We start from the raw sequence: 14537 nt of genomic DNA on the forward strand, positions 1-14537 counted from the left end.
TTTATCCCTAAATCTGTGTAGAATTAAAAGTATTCAATAACAATAAAGGAATACTGTTATGAAACTTACTCATTTTCCTTTCAAATCAAATTTACTTGCTGGCAGTATTGCTTTGCTTGCTGCTTGCAATTCAATTACTTATCATCCCACTAAAACGATTGAGCAAATAGATCCACAAAAGGGATATCGCTTGGAAAATGCGATGCAGCAGGCATTACAAAAAGAAAATTTGGTGATTATGACTTTTTCAGGTGGTGGCTCTCGTGCGGCATCTTTAGGTTATGGCGTGTTAGAGCAGTTCCAAAATGTCTCGGTGCGTCCAACAGAGAAAGGTAGCACCTTATTGCAAAATATTGATATTGTGTATGGGGTGTCTGGCGGCTCAGTATTAGCAGCCTATTTTGCTTTGGAGGGACAGGACATTATCCCTAAATTTAATAATTCTTTTTTGAAAAAGAATTTCCAGAAAAAAGTCATCAATGAAGTATTTTCAGTGAGTAATGTGCCTCGGCTTACTTCTCCACAGTTTGGTCGTAGCGATTTGTTGCAGGAACAGCTCAATCTTGCTTTATATCGTGGGAAAAAATTTGCAGATCTTGAACAACGTAAAGGACCTTTTGCTGTAATTAATGCCACCGACATGGTCGCTGGACAGGAGGTCTCTTTCACTCAAGATTTCTTTGATTGGCTTTGTGTAGATTTAAATGATGTTGAAATTGCAAGAGCTGTGGCAGCATCCAGTGCTGTTCCATTAATTTTTTCACCCATTACACAAAATAATCATGGTGGTGTTTGCCAAGCCGAGAGTAAAAAAGAATTATTGACACAAATGAAAGTAGGGAATCGTTTGTGGCTAAACAATTTTGAAACCATGAAAAAACGTACGGCTTCTTATCAAAATAATGAGGAAAAACCTTATTTACATTTGGTTGACGGTGGTTTAACGGATAATTTGGGCTTGGCAAGCTTGTTAGATATGTCGAATTTACTCACTGTCAAAAAATTGTATACAGAGCTGAAAAATTACAATTTACGCAATATTGTCGTGGTAAACGTCAATGCGCAAAATGAGCTCTCGAACCATATTGATAAGTCTGCTGATGTGCCAGGAATCAAAGAAGTGGTGAACACGGTGATAAATGTACCGATTGATAAAACAACGGAATCTACCGTGAAATATTCACAAAAATTTGCTGACCAATGGAATGCTTACGCTAAACATAAAAAAGGTGAAAAAATTAAAGCTTATTTTGTGAATTTAAGTTTGAAAGATTTGCCTGAGGGGCAATTAAAAAATGATGTGCTTAATATCGGAACATCTTTTTATTTACCCCAATCAGATGTGGACAAATTGCGTGAAGCTGCCAAGATTTTATTGGAACAATCGAAAGAATATCATAAGGCACTGAAAGCATTACAATAGCCTAATGATTAAAGTGCGGTTAAAATTTTCGGGAATATTAACCGCACTTTCCTTTTTTTAATTCTTTACATCAATTCTATTCATATAAAATCACAATAAAATTCACATCCATCTAGACGTCTAAATCTTTAATGAAGACGTTAATTTTGTTACACTCAGTCTATCTTAAAATTAATTAAATATAGGAAAGCAAAATGAGTAAACTTTTTCCCAATACCACTATTCGTACTTCTGCGCCATATCGTTTTGATATTGTAGGCAGCTTTTTACGTCCGGACGCTTTAAAACAGGCTCGTCATCAATGTAGTTGTGGCGATATTTCTTGTGCTGATTTAACACAAGTTGAAGATGCAGAAATTGCAAAATTGGTAGAGCATCAAAAAAATGTTGGATTACATGCGGTGACCGATGGTGAATTTCGTCGTACTTTTTGGCATTTAGATTTCTTAGCCGCATTAGATGGCGTGAAAGAAGTAGATGCTGAAAAATTCTCAGTGCAATTTAAACACGATAATGTACGTCCAAAAACGTTAAAAATTGTGGATAAAATCGGTTTTTCAGAGAGCCATCCATTTGTTGAACATTATCGCTCATTGCAAAAAATGGCAGGGGAGACTGAAGTTAAATTAACCATTCCTTCGCCGTCAATGCTTCATTTAATTTGTACAGTACGTGCTACAGATTATCAGCCGATTGAACGTTATAAAGATAACAATCAGTTATTATTAGATGATATTGCGGATGCTTATATTGATGCGATGAATATCTTCTATAAATTAGGCTGCCGTAACTTGCAGTTGGATGATACAAGTTGGGGCGAGTTCTGTGCAGAAGATAAACGTAAAACCTATACTGAACGCGGTTTAGATTTAGATCAAATTGCCAAAGATTATGTGTATATGTTAAATAAAATCGTGGCAGCAAAACCTGCTGATTTAGCAATTACAATGCATATTTGCCGTGGTAACTTCCGTTCAACTTGGTTCTCAGCGGGTGGTTATGAACCTATCGCAGAAACTTTATTTGGTCATTGTAATGTAGATGGTTTCTTCTTAGAGTACGACAGTGATCGTGCGGGAGATTTTAAACCTTTACGCTTTATTAAAAATCAACAAGTGGTGTTAGGATTAATCACCTCTAAATCGGGCGAATTAGAAAACCGTGATGAAATTATTGCTCGTATTAAAGAAGCGGCACAATATGTGGATATCAATCAACTTTGCTTAAGTCCACAATGTGGTTTTGCTTCAACAGAAGAAGGCAACATTCTGACTGAAGAACAACAATGGAAGAAACTTGAATTTATCCGCGATATCGTAGAAGAAGTTTGGGGTAAATAATTTCAAATTGGAATGTAAAAGAGATAATCGTGAAGGCGGTTATCTCTTTTTTTATGAAAGTGCGGTTAAAAATGACCGCACTTTTAGACAATAAAAAAGGAAGTCCGTAGACTTCCTTTTATGTTATTTCAACTTAATTATTTTTGACGCATCGCAGGGAATAGGATCACATCACGGATAGATGGTGCGTTAGCATAAAGCATTGCTAAGCGGTCGATACCTAAACCTTCACCAGCTGTTGGTGGTAAACCGTGTTCAAGTGCAACAACGAAGTCATCATCTTTAAACATCGCTTCATCGTCACCTGCTTCTTTTGCTGCAACTTGCGCATCAAAACGTTCATTTTGGTCTTCGGCATCGTTTAATTCTGAGAAGCCGTTACCAATTTCACGACCACCGATGAACAATTCAAAACGGTCTGTTACTTCTGGATTTTCATCGTTACGACGTGCAAGAGGTGAAATTTCTGCTGGATGCGCCATTAAGAAGGTTGGTTGAATTAAGTGATGTTCAGCCACTTCTTCAAAGATCGCATTTACGATAGAGCCGAGACCCCAAGATTTTTGTACTTCAATGCCTAAGCGTTCAGCGGTTGCTTTTGCACGATCGAAGTCATAAAGATCTTCTTTTACGATACCTTTATCTGCACCGTATTTGATAGTTGCATCATGTAATGTAATACGTTCAAATGGTTTGCCGAAGTCAAATTCTAAATCACCGTATTTCACAATGGTGGTACCAAGAATATCAATTGCTAATTTACGCAATAATTCTTCGGTATTATCCATTAAATCGTGATAATCAGCATAAGCTTGGTAGTATTCAAGCATGGTGAATTCTGGATTGTGACGGACAGAAACCCCTTCATTACGGAAGTTACGGTTTAATTCGAATACACGCTCAAAACCACCAACTACTAAACGTTTTAAGTAAAGTTCAGGTGCAATACGAAGATACATATCAACGTCTAATGCATTGTGGTGAGTGATAAATGGACGAGCAGATGCACCGCCTGGAATCACTTGTAGCATTGGAGTTTCAACTTCCATGAAGCCTTTAGAAATAAAGAACTCACGAATACCTGCCACCACTTTTGAACGAATCACAAAAGTACGACGAGATTCTTCATTAGAAATTAAATCTAAGTAACGTTGGCGATAACGGGCTTCCATGTCTGTTAAACCATGGAATTTGTTTGGTAACGGACGAAGCGCTTTGGTTAAAAGTTGAACTTCAGTGGTTTTGATGGTTAATTCATTGGTTTTGGTTTTGAAAAGTGTACCTTTCACCCCAATGATATCGCCTAAATCCCAGTTACCTACATCTTCAGCATAAACGCCTTCAGGAAGGTTATCACGAGCAACATATAATTGGATTTTGCCACTCATATCTTGCAAGGTAATAAAGGTAGCTTTACCCATTGCACGACGGGTCATAATACGACCAGCAACGGCAACTTCAATGGCTTTTTCTTTTAATACTTCACCATCTTCGGCTTCGTACTTATCATGTAAATCTTGAGCAAGGGCGTCACGACGGAATTGATTCGGGAACGCATTACCTTTTTTACGTAATGCGGCTAATTTTTCACGGCGAACGAGCATTTCGCCATTGAGATCTAATTCTTTCACTTCTTGTTCTGACATATCCTTTACCTCGCTAGTTTGTAATTAGAATGTGATTTATTGAAAATAAACAGGTTTCTTCTATTCTACCCATAGCATGGTTTTTTGTTAAGCCTTTTTTAATGAAGTCATCTGTTTTATGAGGAAAGTCTTAGTGATAAATGTAGGAAAGCGAAATTATGCTATTTTTTTAATCAAAACGTTTATCAGCATGTATTGAGATTCATGCAAACAAAAAGAGCGGTCAACTTTTCAAAGGTTTTAAACGCTGAAAATATTGACCGCTCTTAGCGTAGAATGATTAATTAAAGATCGAAATCACCGAAATCATTGGTATCGACTTTAGAGTCAATTTGACCAACAAGGTAAGAACTCACTTCTACTTCTTGTGGTGCCACTTGTACGTTGTCAGAAACAAGCCATGCATTAATCCATGGAATTGGGTTTGAACGTGCACCAAATGGTAATGGAAGACCAACGGCTTGCATACGGATATTAGTGATATATTCCACGTATTGCACCAAAATGTCTTTGTTCAATCCAATCATTGAACCGTCTTTGAACAAATAATCAGCCCATTCTTTTTCTTGTTCCGCTGCCGCTAAGAATAAATCATAGGCTTCTTGTTTACATTCTTCCGCAATTTCTGCCATTTCAGGATCGTCTTGACCTGCAGCCATAATGTTTAAAATGTGCTGTGTACCGGTTAAGTGTAGGGCTTCATCACGTGCGATAAATTTAATGATTTTCGCATTACCTTCCATTAATTGACGTTCTGCAAAGGCAAAGGAACAAGCAAAGGATACGTAGAAACGAATCGCTTCAAGTGCGTTCACACTCATCAAGCAAAGGTAAAGTTGTTTTTTCAGATTACGTAATGTCACCACACATTCTTTACCATCTACAGTATAAGTACCTTCACCATACAAGCTGTAAAGTTGGCTATCACGAATTAAATCATCGTAGTAAGAAGAAATGTCACGCGCACGTTTGATGATTTCTTCGTTCGTCACGATGTCATCAAACACGATAGATGGGTCGTTCACAATGTTACGAATAATGTGTGTGTAAGAACGAGAGTGGATGGTTTCTGAGAAGGTCCAAGTCTCGATCCAAGTTTCTAATTCAGGAATAGACACTAACGGTAATAATGCGACGTTAGGGCTACGGCCTTGAATAGAATCTAATAAGGTTTGATATTTTAAGTTACTGATGAAAATGTGTTTTTCATGTTCAGGTAACGCGGCATAGTCGATACGATCCTGAGACACATCCACTTCTTCCGGACGCCAGAAGAAGGAAAGTTGTTTTTCAATGAGCTTTTCAAACGTCTCATATTTTTGTTGATCGTAACGTGCAACGTTAACGTTTTGACCAAAGAACATAGGCTCTTTTAATTGGTCGTTTTTGGTTTGTGAGAAAGTAGTATATGCCATGTTATATCCTTACTTATAGCGGGCTTTTACCCACTTAATGATTGATTGCCTAAAAATATCAAAAGGCGGACTTGTAAACAAGCCCACCTAAATTATTAAATCTTACAAGCGCCACCCGCACAGCCATCATCTAAATCTTCTTGGCTGTCCTCAGCACCATCACGGGTGTTTTGATAGTAAAGGGTTTTTAAACCGTATTTGTAAGCGGTTAAAAGATCTTTTAACAACACTTTCATTGGCACTTTACCGTCTTCAAAACGTTTTGGATCGTAGTTGGTATTTGCAGAGATCGCTTGGTCTACGAATTTTTGCATAATGCCCACTAAGTGTAAGTAACCGTCATTGCTTGGAATGTCCCAAAGCAACTCGTAGTTATCACTTAGGTTTTCATAATCCGGTACAACTTGTCTTAAGATGCCATCTTTTGACGCTTTAATACTTATATGACCACGTGGCGGTTCGATACCATTTGTTGCGTTAGAAATCTGTGAAGAGGTTTCTGACGGCATTAATGCAGTTAAGGTTGAGTTACGTAAACCAAACTCTTTGATTTCGTGACGTAACGTTTCCCAATCATAATGTAATGGTTCTTGCGTTAAGCTATCGATATCTTTCTTATACGTATCGATTGGTAAAATACCTTTCGCGTAATTGGTTTCATTGAAGTATTCGCATGCACCTAATTCTTTCGCTAAGTTCATGGAGGCTTTCAATAGATAGTATTGAATCGCTTCAAATGTACGGTGAGTTAAATCGTTCGCTGAACCATCAGAATAACGCACACCATTTTTCGCTAAATAATACGCATAGTTAATTACACCAATACCAAGTGAACGACGACCTAATGAAGAGCGTTTTGCCGCTGGAACAGGGTAGTCTTGGTAATCTAGTAATGCATCTAATGCACGTACTGCAAGATCCGCTAAGTTATCTAACTCGTCTAAATCATCTAATTGACCCAAGTTGAACGCTGAAAGTGTACAAAGGGCAATTTCACCATTTTCATCATGGAAATGTTGTAATGGTTTAGTTGGTAATGCAATTTCTAAACATAAGTTAGATTGACGCACTGGGGCAACAAGCGGATCAAATGGTGAATGGGTATTACAGTGATCCACGTTTTGGATATAAATACGACCGGTTGATGCACGTTCTTGCATTAATAAAGAGAATAACTCAACGGCTTTTACAGCACGTTTGCGGATATTTGGATCCTGTTCGTATTTCACGTAAAGTTCTTCAAATTTATCTTGATCAGCAAAGAAAGCTTCATAAAGTCCAGGTACATCTGAAGGGCTAAATAAAGTAATGTCTGCGCCTTTAATTAAGCGTTGATACATTAATTTGTTTAACTGCACGCCGTAGTCCATGTGACGAACACGGTTATCTTCCACACCACGGTTATTTTTCAATACTAATAAGCTTTCAACTTCTAAGTGCCAAATCGGGTAGTAAACTGTCGCCGCACCACCACGTACGCCACCTTGTGAACAAGATTTAACGGCACTTTGGAAGTGTTTATAGAATGGAATACAGCCAGTGTGGAATGCTTCACCACCACGAATAGGGCTACCTAACGCACGAATTGCACCTGCATTTACTCCGATACCAGCTCGTTGTGAAACGTATTTCACGATTGCTGCAGAGGTAGCATTGATAGAGTCTAAGCTGTCACCACATTCAATCAATACGCAAGAGCTGAATTGACGAGTAGGCGTACGAACCCCCGCCATAATTGGCGTAGGTAAGGAAATTTTAAAGGTTGAGGTCGCATCATAGAAACGACGAATATAATCCAAACGGGTTTCTTGTGGATATTTTGAGAACAAGCTCGCTGCAACTAATAAATAAAGGAATTGTGCAGATTCATAAATCTCACCGGTTACACGGTTTTGAACTAAATATTTTCCTTCTAATTGTTTTACTGCGGCATAAGAAAAGGTCATATCACGCCAGTGATCAATAAACCCATCCATTTCATCCCATTCTTCACGAGTATAGTCGGCTAAAAGTGCAGGATCGTATTTGCCCATGCGCACTAATTTTTTCACATGATCGTATAAACGAGGCGGATCAAAATGGCCATACGCTTTTTTGCGTAAATGGAAAACCGCAAGACGTGCAGCAAGATATTGATAATCCGGGGTATCTTTACTGATTAGGTCTGCCGCTGCTTTAATAATCGTTTCGTGAATATCAGAGGTACGAATGCCTTCATAAAATTGAATATGAGAACGCAATTCAACTTGAGAAACAGACACGTTTTCCAAGCCTTCAGCCGCCCAAGTAATCACTCGGTGAATTTTGTCTAAATTGATTTGTTCAAGCGTACCATCGCGCTTTGTAACCATTAATCCTTTGTTCATGGGAGATAAAACCTGCTAGAGAGATGACTTTAAAAAAACACAAGATATAGTGTTATGAAAAATAACGATGCACAAGATAGAGTGTTTTAAAATTGAATTCAAGCAGTAAATTTTTTACTTACATTATTGACAAAAGATAAGTCATTTAAAACAAATAACTTTTTTTCGAAGTGATGTTTTTTTAAGCAGGATCTTTTTTGTAAATCTTTGTAAAGAAAAAAGTGCGGTCAAAAACGAGATGATTTTTGACCGCACTTTAAAGTTTAAAAATTTAATTAATTCAAGTATTTAAATACTTTGACGACTTTTTGAACACCGGTAACTTTACTTGCAATTTCTGCCGCTGAGTCACCTTGTGATTGAGTGACGTTTCCGAGTAAGAATACTTCACCATTTTCGGTGATCACTTTCACATCTGTGGCTTTTACATTATCGCCAACGAAGAGTTTTGATTTAATTTGTGTGGTAATCCAACTGTCTTTGGTAATTTGACCAAAGTTAATTTTATTGCCCACACGTAATTCATTATAGACATCATTCACACCGTCCACGCCTTTTGCAAGACTGGTTGCGGTTTCTTTCACGCCTTCACTCGGCACTTGACCAATCAATAATACACGTCCGCTATAAGAAACGGCATGTACACGACCTTCCGATTTAATTTGTGCATCTTTATCTAATGCATTTTCAACTTTTACTTCTAAAGTTTCATCATCGACTTGCGTCCCCATTGTACGAGGATCCGTTGCGACTTTAGCACCTGCTGCTGCACCGCCAAGTACAGCCGCCACACAGCCTTGTAACATAATAGATGCACCAAGTACGAAGGCGAGTTTTTTTAATGGGGTTAATTTCATCATTAATCTCCTTTTTATAAATGAGTGAGTTAATTAATTAGTCAATTAATTTTAGAAATAGTTTGGTTGGAAAAGCCTTTAATGTCAAGCTCTTGGAAAAAGTGTGCTATCAACAAGCTCACACAGTGCATTTATGACGAATAAATGATTTTCCAAAATACGCGCTTCTTTCGTTGCTGGAATAGAGATTTCTAAATCTGCTTCAGCTAACACACCTTGAATCGCATCATTATTTGCACCGGTTAAGGCAATGACCTGAATTTCTTTGTTGACGGCATTAGCAATCGTATTCAGTACCGCTTTTTCTGTTCCAAGCGGTGCAAAGGCGATCAATAAGTCACCAGGCTTCGCAATAGCGTTGAATTGATGTTGATACAGTTGATCGATAGGTTGATCAAAAACCAGCGAAGAACCGACCGCACTTTCAAGGCTAAGGTGTACGGATGGCAGGCTAGGACGCTCAAAATCGTAACGATTAAGCAAATTTGACACTAAGAACTGCGCATTCGCGTAAGAGCGAGCGACGCCACAGGCAATCACTTTATGACCACTTAACAAACATTGCATCACCATTTGTGTGGCGGTGGCAATGTTTTCTGATAATAGGCTAGAAGCAGAGATTTGAATCTGAATACTTTCGCTATAAATATCTTTAACTTTTTGTAACATAATCGGAAAAGGTTAATCGAGAAAATTAGGAATCCATTGAATATCTTGGGGCGTTTTGCCAAAGGCGATGAGATCAAAACGACAATCCGAATCTTCGAGGCTTAGGTTGCGTTTGGCAAGCCACAAATTTGCGGCATTTAGCCATTTTTGTTGTTTTTGCCAATCTACGCTTTCTATTGCTGAGCCAAAGGCATTATTAGAACGCTGGCGAACTTCAACAAAAACGATGGTTCCTTTGTCACTCATAATAAGATCAAGTTCACCACATTTGAAATTTTGATTAGCCGCAATAAATTTTAAGCCTTTTGATTCTAAAAAAAGGCGAGCTTGATGCTCAAAGCTCGCCCCTTGTTGACGTTTTAAAGAAAACATTAGTTTGCTACTGGTAAAATTGCACCATCTTGATATTGATACCAAGTCATATCTCGTTCAACATTACAATTTGTACCCGCACTTAAAATACCAGTTAAACCACTTAAGCGATATCCTGGTACTTGGCGTAATTCATTAAATTGATTGATGAGTAACCAAGCATCCGCCCCCATTGCATATAAACGCATTAATTGATATTCACCGCCAGTTGTTTTAGCGAGTTTTTGATATTGTGGTGAATTGGTTTCTTTAAAAAATGGAATATCACTAAATTGAACACCATTCATTTAATTTTGATATTCCATAGTTCACTAAAAATCCACCAACCACTAGCCATAAATAAATCAGTATCCCTAAAATCAGAGGTTTTAATCCAGCTTTCTTGATTGCGCTTGCTTGCGTAGTTAAGCCAAGGGCAGCCATCGCTGAAATTAATAAGAAAGAATCAATTTCAACTAATAATTTCACGAGTTCTTTTGGTAATAAATCAAAAGAATTAAAAATCGCAACGCCAATAAAAAGTACAGCAAACCAAGGAATTGTAATTTTGTGTGACGTATTTTCTGATACTCCATTACTACGTGTTAATAACCAAGAAAGCATTAATAAAAATGGTGCAAGCATCATCACTCGGATCATTTTGGAAATGACGGCAGTATTCGCCACGATAGGATCAATATTTTCCCCAATCGCATAAACTTGAGCCACTTCGTGTACACTAGAACCAACATAAATACCAAATTGATGGGCGTTAATTAAATGTTGTGACCACGTGTAGAACAAGGGGTAAGTAAAAATAGCAAGAGTTCCGAAAATGACCACTACGGCAATTGCCACTGAAACTTTATGGGATTCTGCTTTGGTAACAGGCTCTGCCGCCATCACTGCTGCTGCACCGCAAATGCTGCAACCTGCCCCAGTGAGATAAACCAATTGTTTATCCATTTTTAGATAACGAATGCCTAAAAGTGCGGTAAAAAAGAAGGTTGAAATTAGCATGATTGCATCAGTGACGACAGCATTTAATCCGACATCAGCAATATCGCCAAAAGTGAGGCGAAAACCATACAGCACAATGCCAGTGCGAAGAAGCGTGCCTTTCGCAAATAACACGCCTTTTTCCACTTGTGTTGAAAATTGCGGATAAATGGTATTGCCGATTGCCATTCCCAGCAAAATGGCAATAATTAAAGCACTGATATGATAATGATGGGAAAAATCAGTGTTTCCTAAATAGTTAGCAAGTATAGCGATAATCGCGATAAATATAAGTCCGAAATAAAAGGGACGGGCGTTCATTTTTTCTCTCCTTAGTGAGTGTTTTTGTCTTTTACCCAAGCAGTTTCATCTAAAATTTTGCCAAAATAACTTTCCACTAAACGACCAGTTACATCTGTTTGAGGAGCGGTAAATAGCGTTTTAGGCGTACCGCTCTTTATCATTTTCCCTTTATCCATCACGATGACTGTGTCTGCAATATGTTTAATCACGCCGAGGTCTTGGCCTACATAAATGTAAGAGATGTCTAAACGTTGCTGCAGATCAAGGGTTAAATTTAGTAATTGAATGCGCACCGAGGCATCCAAATTACCAAGTGCATCATCTATAATAATTATTTCAGGTTCTAAAATCAGCGCGCGTGCCAAAGCGACACGCTGTTTTTGGCTGATAGAAAGATTTTTGAGATTAAATTACTACTAGTTTGAAATTGATTTATTTTGCTGTCAAGCACTTGGGAACAAGGTATGGTCAACTAATTCACAAAGGGCATTGATAACAAAAAGATGGTTTTCTAGGACTCGACTTTCTTTGGTTGCCGGAATCGATATTTCTAAATCACTATCAGCTAAAATTCCTTGAATGGCGTCGTTATTAGAGCCAGTGAGTGCAATGACATTAACTTCTTTATTTACTGCATGAGAAATAGTGTTTAGCACAATTTTCTCTGTTCCCAAAGGTGCAAAAGCGATAAGTAAGTCACCTGGTTTGGCAACAGCATTAAATTGGTGACAATACAATTCTTCAGGCGAGTGTTCAAAAACAAGAGAAGAACCCACCGCACTTTCTAAACTCAAGAGCACAGAGGGAAAACTCGGTCTTGCTAAATCATATCGATTAAGCAAGTTAGATACGAGAAACTGCGCATTGGAATAAGATCGAGAGACGCCACAAGCGATCACTTTATTGCCGCCTAGCAAACATTGCATCACCATTTGGGTAGCGTTAGCAATATTTTCCGACAGCATGCTAGACGCAGCAATTTGAATTTGAATACTTTCGCTATAAATATCTTTTACTTTTTGTAACATTATAAAAAGCCATTAATCGAGAAAATTAGGAATCCATTGAATATCTTGTGGCGTTTTGCCAAAGGCGATTAAATCAAAACGACAATCGGCGTCTTCTAAACTCATGTCTTGTTTCATCAGCCATAAATTTGCGGCATTTAGCCATTTTTGTTGCTTTTGCCAATCTACACTTTCAACAGCAGATCCAAATGCTGAGTTGGAGCGTTGGCGTACTTCAACAAACACAATGGTTTGCCCGTCTTGCATAACGAGATCTAATTCACCGCATTTGAAATGTTGATTTGCTGCGATGAATTTGAGACCTTTAGACTCTAAGAAAAGGCGGGCTTGATGTTCAAAGCCCGCCCCTTGTTGACGTTTTAATGAAAACATGGATTAGTTCGCAACCGCTACCACGTTACCATCTTGTACTTGATACCATGTCATATCACGATCTACATCACAGTTTGAATCCGCGCTAAGTTGACCGGTTAAACCACTTAAGGTGTAACCTGGCACTTGGCGTAATTCATTAAAGTGATTGATGAGTAACCATGCATCAGAACCCATTGCATATAAACGCATTAATTGGAATTCACCACCGGTTGAGCCGGCCACTTTTTGATATTGTGAAGAATCGCTTTGTTTAAAGAATGGTATATCACTAAATTGGACGCCATTCATTTTCGCATAGTATTCTGGTGTATTACTTGCCGCGTTAGAACGAGAGCTTGCATAGATACGGACATTCGGATTGCTGGTATCTAAATAACCTTTAATTTCAGCCAATTCATCTGGTGAAGAGATGACATAAAGTGCACTTGTATCTTGCGGCGCACCTTGGAAGAAGTAGGTAATGTCAGCCGGTAAGTTATAGTAGCGAATATTCGCATCTGTACCCGCTAAACGTTGCCAACGCACGTTGAAAGCATTACCAACACGTTGTCCTAAATCATTTTGCGGCATGGCAACAATTGGATTGCGAATACCATCTTTCCACATTTTGTTCGCTGCAGACTCTGCTTCATCTTCTGGAGATAAACCGTAATAACAGACTTGGTTAATTGCTTGAGTATTTGCTGTTGCATTTAATGTGAGTACATCCATGCCTTGTACTGCGCTTGGATTCGCAATGATGGCATCGACATTTTGTTTAAGCAATGGACCCACTAACGCTTTAATACCCGATGCTTTTGCCTGTGCAATAATGTCATTAATCGGTGTAGTTGATGAGTCAAACACTTGTACCGGAATGGTTGAGTCACCTTTTGCATCATTGAAACCTGATTGAATCGTTGTACCTAAAATTTGGCCATCGCCGCTTAAAGGTAAGACTAAACCAATTTGAGCTAAATTCGTTTGTTGGAAGTTCAACAAGCTTTCTAGCTCTTTAGGGAAAAAGGTTGCCGCAACGTGATTTGGATAAGCTGATTTCCAGCTTTGTAACGCTTGGCTTAGTTGTACTGGCTGACGGATGTTGTCATTATAAGCTTTAATTAAGGTGAGCCAACCGCCTAATGCCACGCTACCTTCATCTGAGGCATTATTGATAACAGCGGCATTCGCAGAACGGAGTAACGACCAAGTTTTATCAACATTATCTTTACGACGTTGCATGTCTGTTAAATTTTCATCCATTTTGATGCGAGCTTTCACCGCTTCAATCACGTCTTTACGATTTTCTGCTGTTTGAGCAAAGGTTTCGTAATAACGAGATTTTTGTGATGGACTTAATTTAGTCAGATCGAGTGCACGTAATTTACCTTCAGCCACATCATTATTGCCTTTTGCTGCGGCGATGCGCGCTTCAATTAACGTGCGATCCAATTGTTGTGCTTCGTTTAAGTCAACTAACTCCGTTAATAGCTCTTCCGCTTGGGGTACTTTATTTTCAGAAATTAATACACGAGCTGCTAAGAGTTTGTATGTTTGTTGATCTTCTTTATCCTGTGTTTGCCCTAATTTGTTCATATAAAATTCAGAACTTGCATTGGCATCACGTTGTAATGTTTGGGTAAAGCTGCTACCAAATAAGTTAGAACAACCTGCTAACGCAACAGACAATAAAATCGGCATTAAACGTTTTTTAAAACGACCGCCTTGTAATAGAATAGACATATTCGCTCCATAATGAATAAATCAATAATGGGCGATCTTACTT

At 38.4% G+C, this 14537-nt stretch carries 12 protein-coding genes and 2 pseudogenes; 2 read left to right on the top strand and 12 right to left on the bottom strand.

The features are described from left to right. Positions 1 to 58: 58 nt before the first annotated feature. Both INP93_RS06610 and INP93_RS06615 read left to right on the top strand, forming a co-directional pair. The gene (locus INP93_RS06610) at positions 59 to 1423 is read left to right on the top strand and encodes a patatin-like phospholipase family protein (protein WP_197544471.1); all 1365 of its coding nucleotides are present in this window, start codon (positions 59 to 61) and stop codon (positions 1421 to 1423) included. Positions 1424 to 1617: 194 nt separating this feature from the next. Next, entirely contained in the window at positions 1618 to 2763 is a 1146-nt protein-coding gene (locus tag INP93_RS06615; RefSeq protein ID WP_197544472.1) for a 5-methyltetrahydropteroyltriglutamate--homocysteine S-methyltransferase, read from the top strand. Positions 2764 to 2900: 137 nt separating this feature from the next. Here INP93_RS06615 and lysS read toward each other — a convergent pair whose 3' ends face one another. The 12 genes and pseudogenes from lysS to INP93_RS06675 all read right to left on the bottom strand — a co-directional run bounded on the left by lysS (position 2901) and on the right by INP93_RS06675 (position 14494). Next, positions 2901 to 4409: a lysine--tRNA ligase gene (gene lysS, locus INP93_RS06620; RefSeq protein ID WP_049370475.1), complete on the bottom strand. Its 1509-nt coding sequence runs from the start codon at positions 4407 to 4409 to the stop codon at positions 2901 to 2903. A 284-nt stretch (positions 4410 to 4693) separates the two neighbouring features. Then, positions 4694 to 5824, bottom strand: a complete 1131-nt coding sequence (gene nrdB / locus INP93_RS06625) for a class Ia ribonucleoside-diphosphate reductase subunit beta (RefSeq protein ID WP_014065539.1) — start codon at positions 5822 to 5824, stop codon at positions 4694 to 4696. A gap of 95 nt (positions 5825 to 5919) precedes the next feature. Beyond that, positions 5920 to 8190 carry a class 1a ribonucleoside-diphosphate reductase subunit alpha gene (gene nrdA, locus INP93_RS06630; RefSeq protein WP_197544473.1) on the bottom strand — a complete coding sequence of 757 codons (2271 nt, stop codon included), beginning with the start codon at positions 8188 to 8190 and terminating at the stop codon, positions 5920 to 5922. Positions 8191 to 8465: 275 nt separating this feature from the next. Next, on the bottom strand, positions 8466 to 9047 hold the full coding sequence (dolP, locus tag INP93_RS06635; protein WP_049384187.1) for a division/outer membrane stress-associated lipid-binding lipoprotein: 582 nt from the start codon (positions 9045 to 9047) through the stop codon (positions 8466 to 8468). Between the two features lie 84 nt (positions 9048 to 9131). Then, the gene (locus INP93_RS06640; protein WP_049365806.1) at positions 9132 to 9716 is read right to left on the bottom strand and encodes a D-sedoheptulose-7-phosphate isomerase; all 585 of its coding nucleotides are present in this window, start codon (positions 9714 to 9716) and stop codon (positions 9132 to 9134) included. Positions 9717 to 9728: 12 nt separating this feature from the next. Further along, entirely contained in the window at positions 9729 to 10088 is a 360-nt protein-coding gene (locus INP93_RS06645; RefSeq protein ID WP_197544474.1) for a YraN family protein, read from the bottom strand. After that, positions 10088 to 10375: pseudogene (locus tag INP93_RS06650) on the bottom strand (penicillin-binding protein activator); the annotation flags it as partial. The gene INP93_RS06645 and the pseudogene INP93_RS06650, both read right to left, overlap by 1 nt. Further along, positions 10356 to 11387, bottom strand: a complete 1032-nt coding sequence (locus tag INP93_RS06655) for a YeiH family protein (protein WP_197544475.1) — start codon at positions 11385 to 11387, stop codon at positions 10356 to 10358. The pseudogene INP93_RS06650 and the gene INP93_RS06655, both read right to left, overlap by 20 nt. Before the next feature lie 11 nt (positions 11388 to 11398). Beyond that, positions 11399 to 11776: pseudogene (locus INP93_RS06660) on the bottom strand (ATP-binding cassette domain-containing protein); the annotation flags it as partial. 36 nt (positions 11777 to 11812) lie between these two features. Further along, positions 11813 to 12397: a D-sedoheptulose-7-phosphate isomerase gene (locus INP93_RS06665; RefSeq protein WP_178410462.1), complete on the bottom strand. Its 585-nt coding sequence runs from the start codon at positions 12395 to 12397 to the stop codon at positions 11813 to 11815. A gap of 12 nt (positions 12398 to 12409) precedes the next feature. Continuing rightward, positions 12410 to 12769, bottom strand: a complete 360-nt coding sequence (locus INP93_RS06670) for a YraN family protein (RefSeq protein ID WP_197544476.1) — start codon at positions 12767 to 12769, stop codon at positions 12410 to 12412. Between the two features lie 3 nt (positions 12770 to 12772). Further along, positions 12773 to 14494, bottom strand: a complete 1722-nt coding sequence (locus tag INP93_RS06675) for a penicillin-binding protein activator (RefSeq protein ID WP_070583148.1) — start codon at positions 14492 to 14494, stop codon at positions 12773 to 12775. Positions 14495 to 14537: the final 43 nt, after the last annotated feature.

The organism is Haemophilus parainfluenzae (assembly GCF_014931415.1).
Lineage (GTDB): Bacteria > Pseudomonadota > Gammaproteobacteria > Enterobacterales > Pasteurellaceae > Haemophilus_D > Haemophilus_D parainfluenzae_AF.